22 protein-coding genes and 1 pseudogene are annotated in these 20579 nt (G+C 61.2%); 13 read left to right on the top strand and 10 right to left on the bottom strand.

Annotated features, from left to right (window positions below; genetic code table 11):
- The first annotated feature begins 31 nt into the window (after positions 1-31).
- The 4 genes from tssF (at position 32) to HMPREF1024_RS09185 (ending at position 3977) form a co-directional block, all read left to right on the top strand.
- Entirely contained in the window at positions 32-1786 is a 1755-nt protein-coding gene (gene tssF, locus HMPREF1024_RS09170; protein WP_009309033.1) for a type VI secretion system baseplate subunit TssF, read from the top strand.
- Positions 1750-2835 carry a type VI secretion system baseplate subunit TssG gene (tssG, locus tag HMPREF1024_RS09175; protein ID WP_004176418.1) on the top strand — a complete coding sequence of 362 codons (1086 nt, stop codon included), beginning with the start codon at positions 1750-1752 and terminating at the stop codon, positions 2833-2835. Before tssF ends, tssG begins: the two co-directional genes overlap by 37 nt.
- Complete coding sequence (gene tssJ / locus HMPREF1024_RS09180) at positions 2813-3355, top strand: type VI secretion system lipoprotein TssJ (RefSeq protein WP_004176417.1); 543 nt, start codon at positions 2813-2815, stop codon at positions 3353-3355. The genes tssG and tssJ overlap by 23 nt, the downstream gene beginning before the upstream one ends.
- Before the next feature lie 127 nt (positions 3356-3482).
- On the top strand, positions 3483-3977 hold the full coding sequence (locus HMPREF1024_RS09185) for a hypothetical protein (protein WP_009309032.1): 495 nt from the start codon (positions 3483-3485) through the stop codon (positions 3975-3977).
- A gap of 66 nt (positions 3978-4043) precedes the next feature.
- On the opposite strand, the gene bdcA is transcribed toward HMPREF1024_RS09185, so the two are convergent.
- Positions 4044-4757 carry an SDR family oxidoreductase gene (bdcA, locus tag HMPREF1024_RS09190; protein WP_009309031.1) on the bottom strand — a complete coding sequence of 238 codons (714 nt, stop codon included), beginning with the start codon at positions 4755-4757 and terminating at the stop codon, positions 4044-4046.
- A gap of 73 nt (positions 4758-4830) precedes the next feature.
- Here bdcA and HMPREF1024_RS09195 point away from each other — a divergent pair, with 73 nt between their 5' ends.
- Positions 4831-5424, top strand: a complete 594-nt coding sequence (locus HMPREF1024_RS09195; RefSeq protein ID WP_004212337.1) for a TetR/AcrR family transcriptional regulator — start codon at positions 4831-4833, stop codon at positions 5422-5424.
- A 4-nt stretch (positions 5425-5428) separates the two neighbouring features.
- Here the strand turns inward: HMPREF1024_RS09195 and HMPREF1024_RS09200 are convergent, their stop codons facing one another.
- Positions 5429-6184, bottom strand: coding sequence for an SDR family NAD(P)-dependent oxidoreductase (locus tag HMPREF1024_RS09200; protein ID WP_004151596.1), 756 nt, complete (start codon positions 6182-6184; stop codon positions 5429-5431).
- Between the two features lie 158 nt (positions 6185-6342).
- Here HMPREF1024_RS09200 and HMPREF1024_RS09205 point away from each other — a divergent pair, with 158 nt between their 5' ends.
- Positions 6343-7221, top strand: a complete 879-nt coding sequence (locus tag HMPREF1024_RS09205) for an AraC family transcriptional regulator (RefSeq protein ID WP_004151595.1) — start codon at positions 6343-6345, stop codon at positions 7219-7221.
- A gap of 50 nt (positions 7222-7271) precedes the next feature.
- On the opposite strand, the gene HMPREF1024_RS09210 is transcribed toward HMPREF1024_RS09205, so the two are convergent.
- The gene (locus tag HMPREF1024_RS09210; protein WP_004179576.1) at positions 7272-7478 is read right to left on the bottom strand and encodes a DUF1471 domain-containing protein; all 207 of its coding nucleotides are present in this window, start codon (positions 7476-7478) and stop codon (positions 7272-7274) included.
- A gap of 25 nt (positions 7479-7503) precedes the next feature.
- Complete coding sequence (locus HMPREF1024_RS09215) at positions 7504-8433, bottom strand: aromatic alcohol reductase (RefSeq protein ID WP_009309030.1); 930 nt, start codon at positions 8431-8433, stop codon at positions 7504-7506.
- Between the two features lie 141 nt (positions 8434-8574).
- Here HMPREF1024_RS09215 and HMPREF1024_RS09220 point away from each other — a divergent pair, with 141 nt between their 5' ends.
- The gene (locus tag HMPREF1024_RS09220; RefSeq protein WP_004190483.1) at positions 8575-9480 is read left to right on the top strand and encodes a LysR family transcriptional regulator; all 906 of its coding nucleotides are present in this window, start codon (positions 8575-8577) and stop codon (positions 9478-9480) included.
- A 19-nt stretch (positions 9481-9499) separates the two neighbouring features.
- Here HMPREF1024_RS09220 and HMPREF1024_RS09225 read toward each other — a convergent pair whose 3' ends face one another.
- Complete coding sequence (locus HMPREF1024_RS09225; protein WP_009309029.1) at positions 9500-10423, bottom strand: LysR family transcriptional regulator; 924 nt, start codon at positions 10421-10423, stop codon at positions 9500-9502.
- An 87-nt stretch (positions 10424-10510) separates the two neighbouring features.
- Between HMPREF1024_RS09225 and HMPREF1024_RS09230 the strand changes: the two genes are divergently transcribed.
- Together HMPREF1024_RS09230 and HMPREF1024_RS09235 are read left to right on the top strand one after the other, a co-directional pair.
- Entirely contained in the window at positions 10511-11380 is an 870-nt protein-coding gene (locus tag HMPREF1024_RS09230) for an MBL fold metallo-hydrolase (protein ID WP_020324664.1), read from the top strand.
- A complete protein-coding gene (locus HMPREF1024_RS09235; protein WP_009309028.1) occupies positions 11373-12284 on the top strand; it encodes an NmrA/HSCARG family protein in 912 nt (303 codons plus the stop codon). The genes HMPREF1024_RS09230 and HMPREF1024_RS09235 overlap by 8 nt, the downstream gene beginning before the upstream one ends.
- A gap of 56 nt (positions 12285-12340) precedes the next feature.
- On the opposite strand, the gene HMPREF1024_RS09240 is transcribed toward HMPREF1024_RS09235, so the two are convergent.
- Positions 12341-12889 (bottom strand): TetR/AcrR family transcriptional regulator, encoded by a 549-nt coding sequence (locus HMPREF1024_RS09240; protein ID WP_009309027.1) that lies wholly within the window; start codon positions 12887-12889, stop codon positions 12341-12343.
- A gap of 88 nt (positions 12890-12977) precedes the next feature.
- Here HMPREF1024_RS09240 and HMPREF1024_RS09245 point away from each other — a divergent pair, with 88 nt between their 5' ends.
- Positions 12978-14012 (top strand): NADP-dependent oxidoreductase, encoded by a 1035-nt coding sequence (locus tag HMPREF1024_RS09245; RefSeq protein WP_009309026.1) that lies wholly within the window; start codon positions 12978-12980, stop codon positions 14010-14012.
- Between the two features lie 44 nt (positions 14013-14056).
- Here HMPREF1024_RS09245 and HMPREF1024_RS09250 read toward each other — a convergent pair whose 3' ends face one another.
- Positions 14057-15232, bottom strand: coding sequence for an aminotransferase class I/II-fold pyridoxal phosphate-dependent enzyme (locus HMPREF1024_RS09250; RefSeq protein ID WP_009309025.1), 1176 nt, complete (start codon positions 15230-15232; stop codon positions 14057-14059).
- 220 nt (positions 15233-15452) lie between these two features.
- Between HMPREF1024_RS09250 and HMPREF1024_RS09255 the strand changes: the two genes are divergently transcribed.
- Genes HMPREF1024_RS09255 through HMPREF1024_RS09265 form a run of 3 tightly spaced genes read left to right on the top strand, consistent with a single transcriptional unit; the run spans position 15453 to position 17942 of the window.
- Positions 15453-16259, top strand: coding sequence for a MetQ/NlpA family ABC transporter substrate-binding protein (locus tag HMPREF1024_RS09255; protein WP_009309024.1), 807 nt, complete (start codon positions 15453-15455; stop codon positions 16257-16259).
- Between the two features lie 8 nt (positions 16260-16267).
- Positions 16268-17281, top strand: coding sequence for a methionine ABC transporter ATP-binding protein (locus HMPREF1024_RS09260; RefSeq protein ID WP_032451397.1), 1014 nt, complete (start codon positions 16268-16270; stop codon positions 17279-17281).
- Complete coding sequence (locus HMPREF1024_RS09265; protein ID WP_002902397.1) at positions 17274-17942, top strand: methionine ABC transporter permease; 669 nt, start codon at positions 17274-17276, stop codon at positions 17940-17942. The genes HMPREF1024_RS09260 and HMPREF1024_RS09265 overlap by 8 nt, the downstream gene beginning before the upstream one ends.
- Positions 17943-17970: 28 nt before the next feature.
- Here the strand turns inward: HMPREF1024_RS09265 and HMPREF1024_RS0126865 are convergent.
- From HMPREF1024_RS0126865 to HMPREF1024_RS09275, 3 genes and pseudogenes are all read right to left on the bottom strand, one after another.
- Positions 17971-19169, bottom strand: a pseudogene (locus HMPREF1024_RS0126865) (aromatic amino acid transaminase).
- A 38-nt stretch (positions 19170-19207) separates the two neighbouring features.
- Positions 19208-19822 (bottom strand): YitT family protein, encoded by a 615-nt coding sequence (locus HMPREF1024_RS09270; protein WP_002902402.1) that lies wholly within the window; start codon positions 19820-19822, stop codon positions 19208-19210.
- A gap of 251 nt (positions 19823-20073) precedes the next feature.
- The gene (locus HMPREF1024_RS09275; protein ID WP_002902405.1) at positions 20074-20553 is read right to left on the bottom strand and encodes an Lrp/AsnC family transcriptional regulator; all 480 of its coding nucleotides are present in this window, start codon (positions 20551-20553) and stop codon (positions 20074-20076) included.
- Positions 20554-20579 lie beyond the last annotated feature (26 nt).

The following is a 20579-nucleotide window of genomic DNA, read 5'->3' as shown; positions in this document are numbered from 1 at the left end:
ATCTGAAAGCTATTACTTCTTCTGGTGATTTATGGACGATTTAACCCTGCGTTATTACGACGCTGAAATGCGCTACCTGCTGGAAGCGGGTGAAGAGTTTGCCCGCGCTCATCCTGAGCAGGCGGCAATGCTCAATCTCGACAAAGCGGGCGCCCGCGACCCCTTTGTCGAGCGCCTGTTTGAAGGTTTTGCCTTCCTGATGGGCCGCATGCGCGAGAAACTCGATGACGATCTGCCTGAGCTGACCGAAGGCGTGGTCAGTCTGCTGTGGCCACATTATTTACGTACCATTCCCTCGATGTCGGTCGTGGAGTTCACCCCCGACTGGCCGGAAATGAAAGAATCGATGACGATAGGCAAAGGTTTTGAAGTGCTTTCCCGGCCGATCGGTGAAAAGGGCACGCGCTGCCGGTACACCACCACCAAAGCGATCGCTCCGCAGCCGTTATCCCTGGAACGCGTCCAGCTGGCCACCGATACGGATGGCCGGTCGGTGATCACGCTGCGCTTTACCTGCAGCCAGCTGACGGACTGGCGCCGGGTCGATCTCAGTCATATCCCGCTGTACTGCAACGCCGATGCGCCGCTGGCCTGCGCCATGCACGAGGCCTTTACCCTCAATGTGGCCCGGATGTGGCTGCGCATGCCCGATGAGGTGGACAGAAGGCCGCTGGACGGGTATTTCAGCGCGCTGGGATTTGGCGAGGATGACGGCCTCTGGCCTGAAGATGGCCGCAGTTTTCGCGGTTACCAGCTGCTGCTGGAGTATTTTACCTTCCGCGAAAAGTTCATGTTCATCGATCTGCGCGGGCTGGAGACGGTGGCTTTTCCGGCCGGACTGGCGTGGTTTGAAATCGACGTCGTGCTGGCGGAACGCTGGGAACATGACTTCCGCTTCAGCGAAAAGCAGCTGCGCCTGCACTGCGTGCCAGTGATCAACCTGTTTCCGCTGGAGTCCGATCCGCTGACCATCAATTCCCTGCAGACCGAATACCCGCTGCGCCCGATGCGCGTGCAGGACGGCCACACCGAAATTTACACCGTCGATTCCGTGATCTCCTCACACCAGCAGGTTTACGCGCCGTTCTCAAGTTTTCGCCACAAAGGCGGCATGATGCGTCATGACGCGGCGGACTATTACTATCATACCCGGGTGCGCCGTGGCCCCTCCGGGCTGTACAACACCTGGCTTATCGTCGGCGGAGAAGCCTTTGATAATCATACCGTACCGGAAGATGAAAGCCTGTCGCTGACCCTCACCGGAACCAACGGCCAGCTGCCGCGTCGCGCGCTGCAGAGCACCGTGCTCGATACGGTGATGAAAACCACTTCCGCCAGTATTGCAGTGCGTAACCTCTGCGCGCCGACGCTGCCGTGCTATCCCCCCGCCCAGGACCGTTTTCACTGGCGGGTGCTGAGCCATCTGGGCAGCAGTTTTCTTTCCCTGATGGATAACGCGGAGGTCCTGCGCGGCACCCTGGCGCTGTATGAATGGACCGAAAGCGAGATGAATCGTCGGCGTCTGGAAGCCATCCTCGACGTGAAGCACCGCGCAACAGAGCGCTTTGCACAGGGCCATCTGGTGCGCGGCGTACAGATTGAAGTCACCCTCGACAGTCACGGCTTTGCCGGACGAGGTGATATATGCCTGTTTGGCGAGATGCTTAGCCGCTTCTTCGCGCTCTACACCGACATCTACTTGTTCAACCGCCTGATTATCATTCTGCAACCAACCGGAGAACGACTGGAATGGGAAGAGAAGCACAGCCGCCGCATTCCCGGCTGACCCCGCGACTGGAGGCCGACCTGCCGCGGATCAATTTTTACCGCTTCTGCCAGCTTCTGGAAAAACGGCGTCCCGGCCAACCGCTGATGGGGGGAACCAGCCATCCGGCTGACGATCCGGTGCGTTTTTACCCGCATCCGGGAATGGGATTTCCCGCTAGCGAACTGAAAGCCGTGGAATACGATGAGGCCGATGACAGCAGGCCGCCGGTCATTCGCACCACCTTTATGGGGTTGTACGGTGTCGATTCGCCGCTCCCGACGGCATATCTCGATGATATCGCCCAGCACAGGGAAGGGCATGAAGCGCTGCAGGGCTTACTGGATATCTTCAGCCACCGGATCATGACGCAGTTTTACCGCATCTGGCGGAAATACTCCTGGCCCGCCACCTTTGAGCCCGGCGGCACCGATCGTCTCTCGCAGTCGCTACTGGGCCTGGCGGGGCTGGGCATCCCCGGCACGACGCAGCATATCGCCTCGCCGGCGTCGCGCTTTCTGGCGCTAACCGGCGTGCTGCGTCAGCCGGGCAAAACCCAGCAGGGGATCCAGGCGCTGGTCACCCTGCTGGCCCCGGAGACCACCGTCAGGGTGAGCCCGTACAGCCTGCGTCCGGTGGCGATCAGCCAGCCGCTGGGGTTTTACGGCGATGACGACTTCTTCCTGGACGGCAATACGCCGCTGGGTGACGAAGCGATGGATGCCAGCAGCCAGCTCCTCGTCGCCCTTACCACCGACAATCCCGCGGAGGCGCAGGGCTGGAAGCCTGACGGCCCGCTGTTTCGGGACTTTCTCATCCTGCTGCGGGTATACCTCGGCTGGCGATTCCGGGCCAACATCACCCTGACCGCGCCGACCCGACTGCTGGCTGTCCCGCCGCTGGGGGACGAGCCGTTCTGGCTCGGTATGAACGGCGTGCTGGGCGTGGGTGAGGGCGAGAGTGAGGACGATATTCCTCAGACCTTTACCACCGAGCTGGGTACCTATACGGGCCTGCAGCCTGCCACCTTTCTACAAGGAAACCGACGTGTTACGTATAAGTTTGACTAAAACCGCCTGTCTGCTGCCCCTGCTTGCGCTTTGCCTGAGCGGATGCGGACTCACCCAGCGCGTCTCGGAGGGAACAAAGTCTGCCTTCAACGCCGTTTTTTATAAGAAAATTAATACGCTGCATCTGGACTTTACCGCGCGCGAAGCGCTCAACACCGATGCCAGAGAGAATCACTCGCTCTCTGAACCGGTGGTGGTGCGCATCTATCAGCTTAAAGATCGCCAGACCTTTGACCGGCTGGTTTACCAGCAGCTGCTGGAGGAGGGGGATATTCTGCTCGCCGCCGATCTCCTCGCCAGTCGCGATGTGGTGATCGGTCCCGGAGGGGACGCCAGTCTGAATATGCCGCTGGAAGCGGAGGCGACGTTCGTGGCGGTTGTCGGCCTGTTCCGCCATCCGGACACACAAAGAAATACCTGGAAGCAGGTGCTGGCGCGTGAGGAATTGGATCCGGACAAGCCGCGCATTTTCACCGCCGAACACAACCAGCTACGGCTCAGGCCTGAAGCGGCGAAGTAACGTAAAAAAAACAAACACTTGCGGCGGGGCCATCGCGCCAGTTCGCCCTCAATCTTCGTAACCAGCGAACGGGCGATAACCATCTTCATCCAGCCCAACCGGTTTCATCACAGCACAGGGAGATAACGTGACAGCGAGGGAACGTTTTTTTAAGAAACTGCAGCAACAGCAAAATCCGCGGCGGACAGCGGCCCTCGACGGGTCGGCCGCCGCGGATATCGCCAGGTTTCGTCAGCAGATGGCGGAGCTGGCTCAGCAGATAAGTCAGTGGTTTGATGGAACCGGTATTGAGGTGGTGATTTCGACCCGCCATCTCCACGACCTGAGTACCCTTGGCTACAGCCTCAACAGCGGCATCTGCCGCTACGATATCCCGGCCATTCGTCTGCAAAACGGCGAGCGCAGCGTCAATATCGTGCCGCAGCAGCTGTTGGATGGCGTGGAAAAGGGGATCGTGACCCTGAGTCTTGAGGCGCCCGACGGCGCGGGATCCCGGGAGGTGTTTTATCTGAGCCTGGCCCCGGAGGAGGGCTGGATGATCCGCAAGGCGCACCAGCCCCCGGAAGCGCGGCTTATACTTACCGAAGATCGCTTTTTTATGGCGGTAGACAGCCTGGCCTGAAGATCCCTGACAGGCGATGACGTCCCCGCGGCGGCGGTGCAAAGCGCGCATCGCCGCCCTGAGGTATCAGGCGCCAAACGCTCCGTCGATGGTGTGCATGGCGCCAGTGACAAACGACGCCTCCGGACCGGCCAGCCACGCCACCATTCCCGCCACCTCTTCCGGACGGCCATGGCGCTTAATGGCCATAAAGCTGTGCATCAGCTCTTTCATCGGGCCGTTCTCCGGGTTGGCGTCGGTATCAATTGGGCCGGGCTGGACGACGTTGACCGTGATGCCGCGCGGGCCAAAATCCCGCGCCAGGCCGCGCGCCAGCCCCTGCAGGGCCGATTTGCTGAGCGCATAGGCCGCCATTCCCGGCACTGGCATGCGATCGCCATTGACCGAGCCGATGACAATAATGCGCCCGCCTTCCGGCATGCGGCGCGCCGCTTCGACGGAGGCATGGTAGGGGGCATGAATATTGATGCGGAACAGGCGATCGATGGCATCGCTGTCCTGCTCGAGAGCGTCACCGAAAAGCGCGATCCCGGCATTGACCACTAACACGTCCAGCGGGCCGCTGTCGCGGACCAGGCTTATCACCGCATCGCGATCGGCGCTGTCCGCTTGCACCGCCGTGCTGCCGGTCTCTGCCGCCAGCCGCTCGGCCGCTTCCGGCGAACCGGAATAGCTAAACACCACCGACGCGCCATCGGCGACAAAACGCCTGACGATCGCCGCGCCAATTCCCCGACTCCCGCCTAAAACCAGCACTGATTTGTTGTGAAACGCTGTCATATCCCACACCTCATGATATTGTAGTGATGATTACAATATGCTGCGGCTAAACAGGCTGTCAAGGATTAATATAGTGACCACTACAAAACAAGGGCGTACTCCGGGACGTCCCCGCCAGTTTGATGCGGAACAGGCCATTGAAACGGCGCAACGCCTCTTCCACGCGCGAGGCTACGACGCGGTGAGCGTGGCCGATCTGACCCACGCTTTCGGCATCAATCCCCCGAGCTTTTATGCCGCTTTCGGCAGCAAGCTCGGGCTGTATACCCGCGTCCTGCAGCGCTACAGCCAGATCGGGGCCATTCCCATCGATGCCCTGCTGCGAGACGACCAGCCGGTGGCGGCGTCGCTCATCGCCGTACTGCAGGAGGCGGCTCGCCGCTATGTGGCCGATCCGGCCGCCGCCGGCTGCCTGGTGCTGGAGGGGGTACATTGTCAGGATGCTGATGCCCGGGTGGCGGCAGGCGAATGGCATGCTGCGGCAAGAGCCAAAATCCAGCAGTATATCGCCCGCCATCGCCCGCAGGACGCGCTGCGGGTGACTGACTATATGGATACGCTGATGCTTGGCCTGTCGGCGAAAGCGCGGGAAGGGGATAGTCTGCCGCGTCTTCTGGAGACCGTGCGGCTGGCAGGCCTGGCGCTGGAGCGCATCCTGCCAGCCTGAGTCGTCAGATGGTTTGTCCGCCCGACACCTCGATCCGCTGGGCGGTCACCCAGCGGTTATCGTCGCGTAGCAGGCTGGCGATCATCGGCCCAATATCCTCGGGAACGCCCACCCGTCCCAGCGCCGTCATGGCGGCAAACTGCGCGTTTACCTCTGCGTCGTCCCGCACCAGCCCACCGCCAAAATCGGTGGCGATAGCGCCGGGGGCGATGGTATTGACGGTGATGCCGCGCCCGCCCAGCTCGCGGGCCATATACACGCTCAGCATCTCCACAGCCGCTTTGGCGGCGGCGTAGGCGGAGAAGCCAGGATAGGAGACGCGGGTCAGCCCGGAGGAAAAGTTAACGATCCGCCCGCCGTCTGCCAGCAGCGGCAGCAGGGTTTGTACGAGGAAAAATACCCCCTTAACGTGGACGTTAAACAGCCCGTCGAACTGCGCTTCGCGCGTTTCGGCCAGCGGGGCGAATTCGCCGTGCCCTGCGTTATTGATCAGGTGGTCGAAAGTGGCCCGCCCCCAGACGCTGGCCAGCGCGCTGCCGAGGCTGTCGGCGAAGGCCGGGAAGCTGGCGGTTTGCGCCATATCCAGCGGTAGGGCGATGGCCTTGCGGCCCAGGGCGCGGATGTCGGCGACCACCGCTTCCGCCTGTTCGAGACTGCCGCGGTAGGTGACGATGACATCCCCACCCTGGCGGGCGATATCCAGTGCAGTCTGACGGCCAAGGCCGCGGTTGGCGCCGGTAATAAGTGCAATTTTAGTCATGTTCGGTCCTCTCTGGTATGTGGAGTCCTTACAATAGGAGAGGCTCACCGGGCCGGGTTGCCCAATCCTTGTTATTTTTTGCCCATTTCTCTCCGTTCACTCCCTTTTGCCGGGAAATAGCGCATACTCAGGCTTTAAAACTTGCCTGAAAGGATCTTATGCGCGACGCTCTGTTCGATCTCTGCCGCCGGTTTGCCGATGCTCATGTCGATAGTAGCGGGGTGGCAGTTACCCCGGTTCCCGGTATTACTCTGGTGCGGGCCCTGCATCCTGGTGACCTGCAGGCGGCTATCGCCAGGCCGCTGGTGGCCATGCTGCTCCAGGGGCGTAAGAGCGTGACCACCGGCCTGGCCAGCTTTGACTATGGTCCGGGCGAGGCGATGGTGATTGCCGCGGATGTTCCCACTACCAGCCAGATCACCGAGGCCAGTCAGCGTTTTCCCTATTACGCGCTGGTGCTGGAGCTGGACCTGGCTATCCTGCGCGAGCTGCAGGAGGCCGGGCCGTCAGGGCCGGATGAGGCGCCCCGCGTTGGTATCGAACCGATGAACGCCGATGTGACGGATGCCGCTTACCGGCTGGCAAGGCTGTTTGATCAACCGGGGGCGCTGGCGGTGCTGGGGGAAGGTCTGCGGCGGGAGCTGCATTACTGGCTGTTGCAGAGTGTCCATGGGCCGGCCATCCGGGCGCTGGGCGCCGTAGACAGCCATTCGGCGCGGATCCGTCGGGCGGTGGCGATGCTGCGCCGGGATTTTATGCAGCCAGTCAGCGTCGACGCGCTGGCCGACGCCGCCGGGATGAGCGTCTCTGTCTTTCACCGTCATTTCCGCGCCATGACCACGCTGTCGCCGCTGCAGTTTCAGAAGCAGTTACGCCTGATCCACGCCCGCCGCCTGATGCTGGCGGAAGGGATGAGTATTGCGCAGGCTGCCGGGGAGGTGGGCTATATCAGCGTGTCGCAGTTCACCCGGGAATACGCTCGCCTGTATGGCGCGCCGCCGGGCCGCGATCGTCGACGGGAAAAAATGAGCGCCTGACCTGGCGCGCGGGCTGCCGGCAGCTCATCCCTGAGCCTGACGCCGGTGCTTTAGTCCGCGATTTTCGCCGTGATATGCACTTTGTTGCCCATTCGCGCTTCAGTGATGCGATAGGTAGTCGCGCCCTCGCGGGCGGCTTGCTGGCGGATTTTGCTCTCCGCATGGTCCAGGGTATCGCCGGTGGCGGTGATGGTTCTGGCATTTGCCGCCAGGGGCAGCAGACAACTCAATACGATCAGTGGAATTAACTTGTTCATCGTCATTCTGTCCTGTGAGAGAAAATCAGCGCGCGGTCTGCAGCCAGCCGGCAATGTCCTGGGTCGGCAGCTGGTGGCGGGCATTCCAGGTGTCGCCCATCGGCCACCACACGCCATCCCCCCGGGCGAAGGCGGCGCGATAGCGCAGCATGGCGTCATCCGGGTTTGTCCGCAGCTGCTCCAGCAGGGCGGGCAGGGTGTGGACGGCTTTGCTGAACGTCTGCTGCGTTACGCGCTCCACGGTATCCGCCAACTGCCGGTAAGAGGTCGTTTCGCCGGCAACAAACACCACCTCGTTGACGATCCGCGGCTGATGCAGATAAATCGCCGTGGTCAGGCGGCCAATATCCGCCGGTGAGGTGACGGTCGCCTGGGTATCCCAGCTGCCAAGGGCGTGAAGGGTTCGGTTGGATAAATTCACTACATCGAAGTCTGGTTCGAAGAGAAAGCTGGTAAACATCCCGGTGGAGACAATGACCCACTCCGTGGCCCGCTGCGCGCGCAGCAGGGTCCGGACATCGTACTGCTCGTCCCAGACCGGCTGACCGCTGCCTTTGCCTACCACATCGTAATTGACGCCAAACTGCCAGGGAAAATAGCGGGGTACCCCGGCCGCCAGCACCGCGCGGGTAATTTTCAGCTGTGTCCCCGGACCGGCGACAAACCCCATGCAGTTAATCACGGTGGTGAATCCGCGAAACTGATCGGCCAGCGTCTCCATGGCGCTACCGGCGATGTCTACGGCGAGGAAGGTGGCTCCGGCGTCGGCCAGCGCCTGATGGTTTGCCGACCGCAGCTGGCCGGCTTCATCCCAGGCCGCCGGCGAGACGATGACCGAGACCGTGCCCTGGCGCTCGATTACCGCAGGCACCAGCGCATCAAGAACGGCGGCGCCCAGTTGTCCCGCTCCCAGCACCAATACCTTTTCCGCATGATTAAAATTATCAGTTTTCATTTTAACTCCTTGCTCAGTTAAGCCTTGTGTTGACGGGCTACAGGCTCAGTGTAGGGGACGGTCGACATTCGATAAGTACAGCGTTTCGGGTTAGACTGTTCGTAATATTGGGATAATTAGCGCCGGGGGGGAGGTAACGAAATGGACAAACTGGATGCCATGCAGGTCTATGTTGCGGTCGTGGATGCCCACAGCTTCGCCCGCGCGGCGGAGGTGCTCGGGCAGCCGCGCTCCACGGTATCGCGGGTGGTGAAGGAGCTGGAAGCCTGGCTCGGGGCGCAGCTTCTCCAGCGCACCACCCGCAAGCTCAGCGTGACGGCGGAGGGTCGCCGGTATTATGAGGAGTGTAAAAGGCTGCTGGCCGAGATGGCGGCGATGGAAGCCTCCTTTCCCGGGCGCTCGGCTCAGCCCGCCGGGCGGTTCAAGGTAGGGATGCCGCAATCCCTTGCCCGCCACTGCATTCTGCCGAGGATCGGCGAGTTTTTGCAGCAGTATCCCGACCTGGAGCTGATCCTCTGCTCAAGCGACAACGTGGAAGATATTATTCAGGAGGGATTCGACTGCGTGATCCGTACCGGGCGGATCGAAGATTCCACCACCCTGGTGGCGCGTCCTCTGGCCCGCTACCGCTGGATGGTCCTCGCCTCGCCGGCCTGGCTCGCGGCCCACGGCCGGCCGCAGAGCATCGACGAACTGCACCAGCATCGGGCGGTGGGCTACCTGAATCACCGTACCGGGCGGACCATCGACTGGCTTTTCTCCCTCGATGAAGGCGACTGCGCGATCCGCATGCGGGAGACGCTGGTGGTCGACGATACCGATGCCTACATTCAGGCCGGCATTCAGGGGCTGGGCCTGATCCGCGTCGCCAGCTATCTGGCGCAACCTTATCTGCAGAGCGGGGCGCTGGTCGCCTGTCTGGAGCAGGCCGCTTCTGATCTTCCCTTGTCGCTGGTCTATCCGCAAAACCGCTATCTGCCGCCGGCGGTGCGCGCGTTTTATGACTGGAGCAGGCGTGTGCTGCAACCCCCGCACAGCGAGGCCTGATGCCGGGGCATCGGCCCGGTTATTGGCCGCGCATGGCCTGTTTTAACTTCGTCACCAGCCAGTTCAGCGCCGGATCCTGCGCCCGCCGTTTGTGCCGCAAAATGCACAGCGTAAATTCCGGATACGCTACCGGCGGAGCGTCCGCGCGCAGCGCATACTGCGCCTGCCAGCGCTGCGCCAGCCCCTGCGGGACGGTGGCGAACAGCGGCAGGGTGGTCAGCAGCAGGGGAAAGGTGGAGAAATTCTGCGTGGCAAAGCGCACGCGCCGCGCGAGCCCCTGGCTGGCGAGCTGGCGGTCAATTTCACCGTGGCCGGTTTCGCGATAGGCCACCATCACATGTTCCCAGGCGACAAAGTCGCTCACCGACAGCGGACCGCGGCAGGGGATCTGCTGCGGCGACCACAGGGTGGTGACTCCCATGGACATCACCGGCTCGCTGACGATCTCCCCACGGCTCTGTTTGTTGACAGACACCGCGACATCAATGCGCTCCTCCTCCAGCAACTGGCGAACCTGGAAGGGGTCGGCGGCTATCGACTGCAGTGAGACTCCGGGCGCCTCCTGCATCAGCCCGGGTAACAGCGGGGGCATCAGCCAGTGTTCGCTCCAGTCGCTGAGGCCGATGCGAAAAAGCTGCTGCGCGCGCGCCGGGACGAACTCTGCGGCGCCAAACATCGCCGAATGCAGGTTTTCCATCAGCGGCTGCAGGTCGGTCATCAGCGCTTGCGCCCGCGGCGTCGGCAGCATGCCTCTGGCGCTGCGGACGAACAGCGGGTCGTCAAACATCTCGCGCAGCCGTTTCAGCGCCCCGCTGATAGCCGGCTGGCCAAGATGGAGCACCTCTGCGGTGCGGGTGACGCTCCCTTCGCGGTACAGCACCATCAAGACTGTCAACAGATTCAGATCGATACGACTAAAATCATTTTCAATGATTTTGTTCATTATGATAATCAATTTGAATGTGGGTTATCCCGGCAGCATAGTGAATATCACCCCGATAAATCAACCAGCGCAATGCGCGCGGAGGGAGTGATGCAAACTTACCAGACAGGCGATAGCCTGATTTTCAAAGTGCCGGAGCGCGAGATTTCCCTGCAGCCGGCAGCGCTCTATCCAGAGGCGTTCCCGGTAGCGGAGGCGGAGGCCGTTATTCAGCCGATTGCGCTGTCAATCCACAGCTGGGTGGTGCAGACCCCCCACGATCTGATTGTTATCGATACCGCCACCGGCAATGGTCGGGAGCGCGGCGGCAATCCGCTCTATCATCAACTTAACACGCCGTATCTGGAGAATCTCCGCGCCGCGGGGGTGAACCCGGAGGACGTGACCCTGGTGCTACTGACTCACCTGCATACCGACCATGTCGGATGGAATACCGTCTGGCAGGACGATCGCTGGGTGCCGCTGTTTCCCAACGCCCGCTATCTGTGCTCGGCAAAAGAGCTGTCGCGGGTGAAAAACAGCGAACGCTACCGGGCGCTGTGGCTTGACAGCCTGCTGCCGGTGATTGAGGCCGGCCAGCTGGAGACCGTCGATGTGGCGACCCGGCCGCGGGTCGGCGGACGGATCGACTTTATTCCCACCCCCGGCCACAGTCCGGACCATGCCGCGCTGGTCCTCGCCGCTGGAGATGACTACGCCTGTTTCTCCGGCGATCTTCTGCATTCCCCGATCCAGTTTGCCCATCCGCAGTGGAATTCAGCGTTCTGCGGCGATCCCCGGCAGGCGGAAGTCTCGCGACGGGAGATGATGGCGTGGGGGGCAAGCCATCATGCTCAATGGTTCACCGGGCATTTTGCCGGGCCTTCCTGCGGCTGGCTGGAGAAGGATAAGCAAGGTGACTATCGCTGGCGAGAGGCCGGGAAACAGGCTGCAGATAAGGGGAACAGTGATGAATAATGCGCAAACCGTGTTGGTTTTTGGCGCCACCGGTCAGCAGGGCGGCTCGGTGGCGCGGGCGCTGCTGCACCGCGGCTGGCGGGTTCGGGCGCTGGTCAGGGATCCTTTCTCCGCCGGGGCCGCTGCGCTGGCGGCGCGGGGAGCCGAGCTGGTCGTGGGTACCTTTGAAGACCGGGCGGCAATGCGGTCGGCGATGGCCGGGGTCGACGGCGTCTTCAGCGTCCAGCCCAGTTCGCCGGGAGGGACGGTGACCGATGAGCAGGAGGTACGCTACGGGATAACCATCGCCGATCTCGCCGTCGAGTGCGGGGTGAAGCATCTGGTGTACAGCTCCGGCAGCGCGACGGGGGAGACGCCGACCGGCGTAGCGCATTATGACACCAAAGCGGAAATTGAACGGCATATTCGCCGCCTGCCGCTGGCGGCGACCATCGTGCGGCCCGCCACCTTTATGGAGCTGCTGGTGTTGCCTGGTTTTGGCCTTGATGAAGGTCGTTTTCAATTTTTTATGTTGCCGGAGGGGAGAATGCAGGTGCTGGCGGTGGAGGATATCGGCCATCTTGTCGCGGCGGTTTTTGCCGCGCCGGCGCGGTTTGCCGGCAAGACGTTCGAGATCGCCAGCGACAGCGTGACCGGTCGTCAGCTGGAGGTGTTATTCTCCGCGGCGGCGGGACGGCCGATCCCCTATTCGCGATTTTCCGACGAGGTGCTGGCCGCCAGTCCTTTTCTGCACAAGCTGACCGGGCTGGTGGACGACGGGCGGCTGGCCGGGCACGCCGACCTCGACGCCCTGCGCCAGCTGCACCCGCAGCTGCACACCTTCGCCGGCTGGCTGGCAGGCCCCGGCCGTCCCGCCTTCGAGCGGGCGCTGACCAGCGGGGCTCGCTGGGCGTTTGATCGTTAAAGGCTGGTGTTCTGGTTACCCGCCAGGCGCGCTGTCTCGTCGGTGACCGGCCGCCGCTAGCCGGCAGTCAGGATCGCGTCGGCCAGCACCGCTAAAATCCGCTCTGCGCGCGGGGCATGGGACGGTTGCTCCCGCAGCCAGGCAAGCGCGGCGATCAGATCGAACAGCTCCTCTCCGCTGAGATCTGGCCGTGCCAGCCCGGCCTGCTGCGCGCGGGTAAGCAGCGACGTACCGGCGGCGCGCAGGGCAATGCAGGCGCTGTGCAGGGCGGACTCAGGATCGTCGATGGCGCTCATCAGCGGGGCGATGATCCCGCGATGCTGATGGGTAAACGCCACGCTCTCGGCCAGCCACTCCAGCAGCGCCGCGGCAGGATCGGCGGCGAGCAGAAGCGACTCAGCCCGGGCGGTTAGCGCCGCAAAGCGGCTGCGGAGCAGGGCTTCCAGCAGGCTGTCGCGGTTGGGAAAGTGGCGATAGAGGGTTCCCATTCCGACGCCCGCCCGGCGGGCGATATCGCGCAGCGAGGCCTCAGCGCCTTGCTCCACAAAGACGTCCCGGGCCACCTCGATCAACAGGTCATAATTTTTTCTGGCATCAGCTCTCATTGGCGTTCCTTGACAATCGGAGCACTGCTCCATATATTCGGAACGGTGCTCCGTTAAATATAACGCATTTCCATATGAGGAGAAAGCGATGTCGACGCAGATGATGAAGGCCGTTCAACAGCACGCCTTTGGCGGGCCGGAAGTCCTGAGCTATGAGGATGCGCCCATGCCGGTCCTGCAGGCCGGTGAAGTACTGGTACAGGTGCACGCGGTGGGCGTGAACCCGCCGGACAGCTATCTGCGCGATGGCTATCAACAGCTGCCCCCGGAGTGGCGGCCCGAGGTCCGCTTTCCCTTGATCCTCGGGACCGATCTCTCCGGGGTGGTGGTGGCGCGGGCGGATGACGTCCGGGAGGTGGCGGTCGGCGACGAAGTGTATGCTATGGCGCGTTTTCCCGAAGGGGCGGCAGGGGGCAGCCGCGCTTACGCCGAGTACGTTAGCGTGCCGGTCAGCGACCTCGCTCGCAAACCCCTAACCCTGAGCCATCAGCAGGCTGCCGCGGTGCCGATGTCGCTCCTGACCGCCTGGCAGTTCATGATCGATCCCGGGCATGAGGTGGCGAATCCGCTGCAGCCGGGGCCGCATCGGCCGGTGCCGCTGGCGGGTAAACGCGTCCTGGTCAACGGCGCGGCAGGGGGAGTCGGTCATTTCGCCATGCAGTTGGCAAAGTGGCAGGGCGCCGAGGTGATTGCCGCCGCCGCGGGCCGCCATGAAGCCTTTTTACGTCAGCTCGGCGCGGATAGCGTTATCGACTATACAACCACCGCAGTGGAAGAGACGGTGCGTGACCTGGACCTGGTCATTGATGCGCCGGGCGGGCCGGCCAGCGGCCGTTTTTTGCGTACCCTGCGACCCGGCGGCGCGCTGTACCCGATCTTTCCGCTCGGCTTTGCCGGGGCGGAAGAGGCGCGACAGCGCGGAGTGACGGTCTCCACCACCCAGGTACGCTCCAGCGGCGCGCAGCTCGCCCGGCTTGCCGACCTGCTGGACGCCGGGGTCATCCAGGTTGCAATTGACAGCGTTTTCCCCCTTGCGCAGGCGCAGATGGCGCATGAGCGAGCAGCGCAGGGGCATCTTGAGGGCAAAATCGTGCTGTCGGTGATGGACTCGTCAGCCGGGTAATCCCCGACGGCCAGGGTTGCGTTTTTGCTTCTCCCGGCGGCGGACTAAAACAGCGCCAGCCGGGCAAGACGGTCCAGCGCGTTGCTCAGCGCCTCGTCCCCTGCGGTCAGGCTGATGCGAATAAATCCTTCCCCCCCTGCGCCAAAACCAGTGCCCGGCGCCACCAGAATATGCGCTTCCTGCAGCAGCAGACGGGCAAACTCCTGCGAACGGTAGCCGGGCGGCACGCCGAGCCAGAGGAAGAAAGTGCCTTGTGCGTCACGCGCCGGCCAGCGCAGCGCGGCTAGTCGACGCAGAACCCACTCCCGACGTTGATGATAGACCGCCGTTAGCTGCGCAATCCGTTCGGCCGGCAGGTTGAGCGCGGCGATCGCCGCATCCTGTATCGCGCCAAACACCGTGCTGTAGCTATGGGTGTGCAGCTTTTTAAACGCCCGGATAATCGAGGCGTTGCCGACCGCGAAGCCGAAGCGCCAGCCGGCCATATTAAAGGTCTTGGAAAAAGTATAGGTTTCCACTCCCCATGCTTTGGCGTCGGGTTGGGAGAAGAGGCTCAGCGGCGCATCGCTGGCCGCGCTGCCGATGGCCGCATAGGCAAAATCATGGAGGATCGGCACCTGGTGACGACGAGCAAACTGCAGCGCGCTGGCGAACAGCGCCGGCGTGGCGAGGGCGCCGGTTGGATTATGCGGATAGTTAAGCACCACCAGCCCGGCCTTGTCAGCGACTTCCCGGGGAAGATCGTTAAAATCCGGCAGGAAATGGTTCTCCGCCCCGAGCGGCAGGCCATAAAACGCCGCCTGGGACTGCAGCGCCGCCGAGCGGTAAATCGGATAGCAGGGATCGGTGGAGATGAGGTATTGCCCGGGGCTGAGCAGCGCCCGCGGGATGCCGCCTATACCGATATGCGACCCCTGAAACACGGCGACTTCGCTGTGCGGATCGAGTTCCACATCATACTGCCGGCGATAGAACCGGGCGATCGCCTCGCGGACCTGTGGTTTGCCCCAGAACGACGGGTAGCCATGGTTTTCACGACGATGAATAGCGCTCTGCAGCGAGTCGATCACTTCCGGCGGGGTGGGTTGATCCGGACTGCCGCTGGAAAGATCGATCAGCGGCAGCGCTTCGGTGTTGACCTCCGCGGCCAGTTTTTCCAGCAGGCTGAACAGATTCTCTTCCAGGGCGTCCACCAGCGGCGAAGCAGTAAAATCAGGCATAACATTCCCGGTTTAAATCACGAATAATTAACCATCTTTAAGGGATTTATAGCGGCTGGCTAAATAACAATATACGCAAAAGATTCTTGTTTTTAAGATATGTCGGTATAGCAAAAGTTAATGAGGAATTAGCAAAAGGAAATTCGGCGTTCTGGCTTACAACCCACAGTCGGCTGTGATTTAATCGTTCAATATCGCCAACCCTCCAGGAAAATACCTTATGAACAAGTCAGTTGCGCGCGGGATCGCTCTCGCCCTGTTGTCGGCCACCTCTTTTTATGCCGCCGCCGACGCTCATCTTATCCGCGTCGGCTTTAACCCCGGGCCGTATAAAGAACAATTTGAGAAAGGCGTCGCGCCCTATTTATTGAGTAAAGGGTATAAAATCGAATATAAGGATTTCGGCGACGGTATTCAGGTGAATGACGCGGTAGCCCGCGGCGATATCGAAGCGAATATTATGCAGCATCCGGTATATCTGAAAGCAATTAATGAGCGGCTGGGGATCGATAACGTGGGCATTGTGCAGGTCCCCACGCCGCCGATGGGGCTGTATGGTGGGAAACTGACCAACCTGGGGACCCCGGCGGCGGGCACCGTCGTGTCGGTACCAAACCAGCCGTCAAATGAATATCGCGCGGTACTGGTGCTGGAGAGCCTTGGCTGGGTGAAAATTAAACCAGACAGCGATCCGGCCACTTTTTCGCAGCGTAACATCGTAGATAATCCTTACAAAATTGTCCTAAAAGAGATGGATAATGCCCAGCAGGTTCGCGCTCTGCCGGACGTCGACTATGGCCTGATTCAGGGCAATTTTGCCGTTTCCAGCGGTATGTCCCTGACCTCGGCCTTAAAGCTGGAAGCAGCCACCAGCCATTTTATTAATGTCGTGACCGTCGCCGGTAAAAATCAGAAGGCGCAGTTTGCCAAAGATATTATCGATGGCTACCACTCGGCCGAGTTCAAAAAATATATTCTCAGCCATCCGCAGTATGATGGTTACCTGCTGCCTGACTATTTAAAATGAATAACGCGATGATAGAATTTCGCCACGTCAGTAAAAGCTTTTCCAGGAAAGGACATCCGATTCTGGCCTTGCAGGATATTAATCTCAGCATTGAGCGAGGCGATATTTTTGGCATTATTGGCTACAGCGGGGCAGGAAAAAACACCTTATTACGGCTGATTAATCGTCTGGAAACGCCTGGCGAGGGCGAGGTACTGTTAAACGGCGAGCCGCTACAGGCCTGCAGCGGCCAGCGCCTGCAGGCCATCAAAAAAGATATCGGCATGATCTTTCAGAATTTTAATCTGCTGAATTCGAAAACCGTTTTCCATAACATCGCCATCCCGCTGATTTTACAGGGGCGCGACAAGGCCTTTATCCAGGCGCGGGTGGCGGAACTGCTGGCGTTCGTCGATCTGAGCGACAAAATCCACAGCTACCCTAATGAGCTATCGGGCGGACAAAAGCAGCGGGTCGGTATTGCCCGGGCGCTGGCCACCAACCCGTCGGTCCTTCTGTGCGATGAAGCCACCTCGGCGCTCGACCCCCACACTACGGTGCAGATCTTACTGCTTTTGCAGGAGATTAATCGTCGGTATGGCATCACCATCGTACTGATCACCCATGAGATGTCGGTGATCCAGAAAATCTGTCACAAGGTGGCGGTGATGCAGGCGGGCCGTATCGTTGAACAGGGGGCGGTTTTTGATCTCTTTGCTCAGCCGCAGCATCCGGTCACTGCCAGTTTCGTGCAGTCGGTGGTGCACGACCGCCTGCCGCAGCGGGTGGCGTCGTTCCTGCAGCGCGATAACGGCGCCCGGGCTTTACGCCTCGAATTTGTCGGCGCGACGGCGCAGCAGCCGATTATTAACCACCTGATCCGCGAGTATGCTGTCGAGGTGAATATCCTGTTTGCCAGCATGTCTGAAGTTCAGGGCCGGATTCTGGGATTTATGATTGTGCAGCTCCTCGGCGAGCCTGACGAAACCGAACGCGCCATCACCCATCTGGCCGATGCAGGAGTGAAAATCACCCATGTTTGATCTTATTGATACCGCCATTACCGGCGATCAGTTTCTGCTGGCGCTGCATGACACGCTGATTATGGTCGCCGTCTCGCTGGGCTTTGGCGCGCTGATCGGCGTACCGTTAGGGATTGTGCTGGTGGTTTGCCGTCCCGGCGGCATCGTGGCCAACCCGGTGGTGCATCAGGCGCTGAATCCGCTGATTAATGTGCTGCGTTCGCTGCCGTTTATCATTTTGCTGATTGTGATCCTGCCCTTTACCAGACTGCTGGTGGGCACCACTATCGGCACCGCGGGAGCCATCGTGCCGCTGATCGTCTTTGTCGCCCCCTATATTGCCCGGCTGGTGGAGAGCTCGTTGCTGGAGGTGGATGAGGGGATCCTCGAGGCCGCGGACGCCATGGGCGCAACCCCCCTGCAGACTGTCTGGCACTTTATGCTGCCGGAGGCGGCGGCATCGCTGATTCTGGCCCTCACCACGGCGACCATCGGTCTGCTCGGCGCCACCGCCATGGCGGGTACAGTGGGCGGCGGGGGAATCGGGGATCTGGCTATTACCTATGGCTATCAGCGCTTCGACGCTTTCGCCACCCTCACTACCGCCCTGGTGCTGATTGTGATTGTCCAGCTTATTCAGACGCTGGGGACCCGCCTGGCTCGCCGGCTGCGTCGCGATTAATCGTTCTACCGCGCCGGGGTTGACCCGGCTAGCGTGCGCAGACCGCGGCGAAGGCGCTGGCTACCCGCGCAATATTGCCGTGGTTGAGCCCGGCCACGCAGACCCGACCGCTGGCGATCAGATAGATGCCATGCTCTTGACGCAGAACGTCTACCTGATCGGCGCTAAAGCCGGTGTAACTGAACATGCCGCGCTGGGTCAGCAGATAGGAAAAATCCCCCGCCGGCAGGGCTGCCTGCAGGGCCTTCACCAGCGCGACGCGCATGGCGCTGATGCGGGTGCGCATGGCCTCCACTTCTTCCTGCCACAGGGCATTCAGCTCGGGATCGTTGAGCACCTGCGACACCACCTGGGCGCCAAACCCCGGCGGGCTGGAGTAGTTGCGGCGCACGGTGGCTTTCAACTGGCCCAGCACGCGCCCGGCGGCATCGGCGTTGTCACAGACCACCGACAGGCCGCCGACGCGCTCGCCGTACAGCGAAAAAATCTTCGAGAACGAGTTGCTGACCAGCGCCGTCAGCCCGGCGCTGGCGATGGCACGAATGGCATAGGCATCCTCGTCCAGTCCGCGTCCGAAGCCCTGGTAGGCGATATCAAGGAATGGGATCAGCTCCCTGCCGATCAGCACCTCAATCACGCGATCCCACTGCTCGCGGGTGAGATCGGCCCCCGTCGGGTTATGGCAGCAAGGGTGAAGCAGCACAATGCTGCGCGGCGGCAGCTGCTGGAGGGCGGCGAGCATAGCGGGGAAATTCACCCCGCGGGTGGCGCTGTCGAACCAGGGATAGGTATGTACCTCAAAGCCGGCGCCGGCAAAGATGGCAACGTGGTTCTCCCAGGTTGGATCGCTGACCCAGACCGCGGAGTCGGGGAAGTAGCGCTTGAGGAAATCAGCGCCCACCTTTAGCGCGCCGGGCCCCCCAGTGTCTGGATGGTGGCGATGCGTCCGGCACGCAACGCCGGATGATTGTCGCCAAACAGCAGGGTCTGGACCGCGCGGCGATAGGGCGCCAGCCCCTCCATCGGCAGATAAAGGCTGGCCTTTTGCTGCTGACTCTGCAGCCGGTCAGCGGCCTGACGGACCGCCTCCAGCTGGGGAATAATGGCCTGCTCGTTATAGTACAGCCCGATGCTGAGGTTAACTTTGTCTGCCCGGGGATCCTGTTGAAAGGCTTCCATCAGCGACAGGATAGGATCGCCCGCGTAGGCGTCAACGTTCTGAAACACAGTGGTTACTCCTGAAATGACCGTCAAAGGTGAAGCCATTACACCGCGTAGCGTCCGGGACGGTGGTTCATGGCGATAATCGAATTCAAAATCACGGCGCCGAGGATAGAGACCAGCAGCATCGGCAAGCTCACTACCCACAGCGAGGCGGTGACGATGCAGGCGTCAACCACCATCTGGAATTTACCGGCGCGGATGCCGCTTTTGTCCTGCAGATAGAGGGCCAGAATATTAACGCCGCCGAGGCTCGCTTTATGGCGAAACAGCACCACAAAGCCGATGCCGACCATGATGTTGCCGAAGAGGGTGGCGTAATAGGGGTTCAGGCGATCGACATGGATAAAGTAACCGTGCAGGTCAGAGAACAGGGACACCAGTCCGACCGCGCAGAAGGTTTTCAGCGTGAAGGCGGCGCCCATCCGCCGGACAGAGAGCCAGTAGAATGGCAGGTTAATGACGAAGAAGACCACGCCAAACGGCAGGTGGGTGGCATAGTGGATCAGAAAGGCCATACCTGCCGTTCCGCCGGTCAGGGCACCAGCCTGGCGAAATAAAATAATGCCAAAGGAGATCATCAGCGTGCCGAACAGCAGCGCCAGGGTATCCTCCAGCCAGGTGTGGGTCAGTTTTTCAGGGGAAAGGATATTATCCATAAATAAGCACTATCTTTTCGTTAACAAGGATAAGCTCTTGTTTGCAAAAATCGCACCAGAGGAGCGTGCCCTGGCGAGCGTTTGCGGAAAAAATAGCCGTGGTTTAGCCTAACCTGTTGTTCTGACAGGAAGAGAAAATTGCACGGGTCGTGCGTTTTATGGTTTCCGAATGCGTGAATTGTGCGAATTTGCCGCTTGTCGCGCATTGCCTGGCCCCGCGTCTGCACCAGCGCAGGGCACTGTGCCCCGGTTCAGCGCAGCGGGGTCGTGCCCGGCATCAGCTGGCCGTTCTCTTTCAGGCGGTTGAGCACGACGGCGGTTTTCAGATGGGCCACCCCTTTGTTTTGCGCCAGAATATGGCTGATCAAATGGCTCAGACCGGGCAGGTCCGGGACCGTTACCCGCAGCAGATAATCGGCGTCGCCGGTGGTTTTCCAGGCGTCCAGAATGGCGTCCACTTCACTGAGCATCTGATGAAAGCTCTCCACGCATTGCGGGGTGTGATTCAGCAGACGCACCTCAATCAGGCCAAGCATCTCCTGCCCGGCTGCATCCGGCGCCAGACGCGCATGGTAGCCGAGGATAAGCTGTGCCTGTTCAAGGGCGATACGGCGGCGCGAACACTGGGAAGCGGACAGGCCGATAAGCTCGCTCAGCTCCTGATTGGTTAAACGGCCATTGGCCTGCAGCAGGGTAAGTATTTTCAGATCATAGTCGTCGATGTTGTACATAGTGGCCACTAGCGGAACGTAAAAGT

This window comes from Klebsiella sp. 4_1_44FAA, from assembly GCF_000238715.1.
GTDB classification, from domain to species: Bacteria; Pseudomonadota; Gammaproteobacteria; order Enterobacterales; family Enterobacteriaceae; genus Klebsiella; species Klebsiella pneumoniae.
This window is presented reverse-complemented; position numbering and strand designations above follow the sequence as displayed.

What these genes read in the sequence shown, in the direction of transcription:
- HMPREF1024_RS09270 (WP_002902402.1), bottom strand. Translation starts at nt 19,822, where the DNA reads ATGGATAATATCCTTTCCCCTGAAAAACTGACCCACACCTGGCTGGAG.
- HMPREF1024_RS09235 (WP_009309028.1), top strand. Translation starts at nt 11,373, where the DNA reads ATGAATAATGCGCAAACCGTGTTGGTTTTTGGCGCCACCGGTCAGCAG.
- bdcA (WP_009309031.1), bottom strand. Translation starts at nt 4,757, where the DNA reads ATGACAGCGTTTCACAACAAATCAGTGCTGGTTTTAGGCGGGAGTCGG.
- HMPREF1024_RS09200 (WP_004151596.1), bottom strand. Translation starts at nt 6,184, where the DNA reads ATGACTAAAATTGCACTTATTACCGGCGCCAACCGCGGCCTTGGCCGT.
- HMPREF1024_RS09275 (WP_002902405.1), bottom strand. Translation starts at nt 20,553, where the DNA reads ATGTACAACATCGACGACTATGATCTGAAAATACTTACCCTGCTGCAG.
- HMPREF1024_RS09215 (WP_009309030.1), bottom strand. Translation starts at nt 8,433, where the DNA reads ATGAAAACTGATAATTTTAATCATGCGGAAAAGGTATTGGTGCTGGGA.
- HMPREF1024_RS09220 (WP_004190483.1), top strand. Translation starts at nt 8,575, where the DNA reads ATGGACAAACTGGATGCCATGCAGGTCTATGTTGCGGTCGTGGATGCC.
- HMPREF1024_RS09240 (WP_009309027.1), bottom strand. Translation starts at nt 12,889, where the DNA reads ATGAGAGCTGATGCCAGAAAAAATTATGACCTGTTGATCGAGGTGGCC.
- HMPREF1024_RS09205 (WP_004151595.1), top strand. Translation starts at nt 6,343, where the DNA reads ATGCGCGACGCTCTGTTCGATCTCTGCCGCCGGTTTGCCGATGCTCAT.
- tssF (WP_009309033.1), top strand. Translation starts at nt 32, where the DNA reads ATGGACGATTTAACCCTGCGTTATTACGACGCTGAAATGCGCTACCTG.
- tssG (WP_004176418.1), top strand. Translation starts at nt 1,750, where the DNA reads ATGGGAAGAGAAGCACAGCCGCCGCATTCCCGGCTGACCCCGCGACTG.
- HMPREF1024_RS09210 (WP_004179576.1), bottom strand. Translation starts at nt 7,478, where the DNA reads ATGAACAAGTTAATTCCACTGATCGTATTGAGTTGTCTGCTGCCCCTG.
- HMPREF1024_RS09255 (WP_009309024.1), top strand. Translation starts at nt 15,453, where the DNA reads ATGAACAAGTCAGTTGCGCGCGGGATCGCTCTCGCCCTGTTGTCGGCC.
- HMPREF1024_RS09225 (WP_009309029.1), bottom strand. Translation starts at nt 10,423, where the DNA reads ATGAACAAAATCATTGAAAATGATTTTAGTCGTATCGATCTGAATCTG.
- HMPREF1024_RS09245 (WP_009309026.1), top strand. Translation starts at nt 12,978, where the DNA reads ATGTCGACGCAGATGATGAAGGCCGTTCAACAGCACGCCTTTGGCGGG.
- HMPREF1024_RS09260 (WP_032451397.1), top strand. Translation starts at nt 16,268, where the DNA reads ATGATAGAATTTCGCCACGTCAGTAAAAGCTTTTCCAGGAAAGGACAT.
- HMPREF1024_RS09250 (WP_009309025.1), bottom strand. Translation starts at nt 15,232, where the DNA reads ATGCCTGATTTTACTGCTTCGCCGCTGGTGGACGCCCTGGAAGAGAAT.
- HMPREF1024_RS09265 (WP_002902397.1), top strand. Translation starts at nt 17,274, where the DNA reads ATGTTTGATCTTATTGATACCGCCATTACCGGCGATCAGTTTCTGCTG.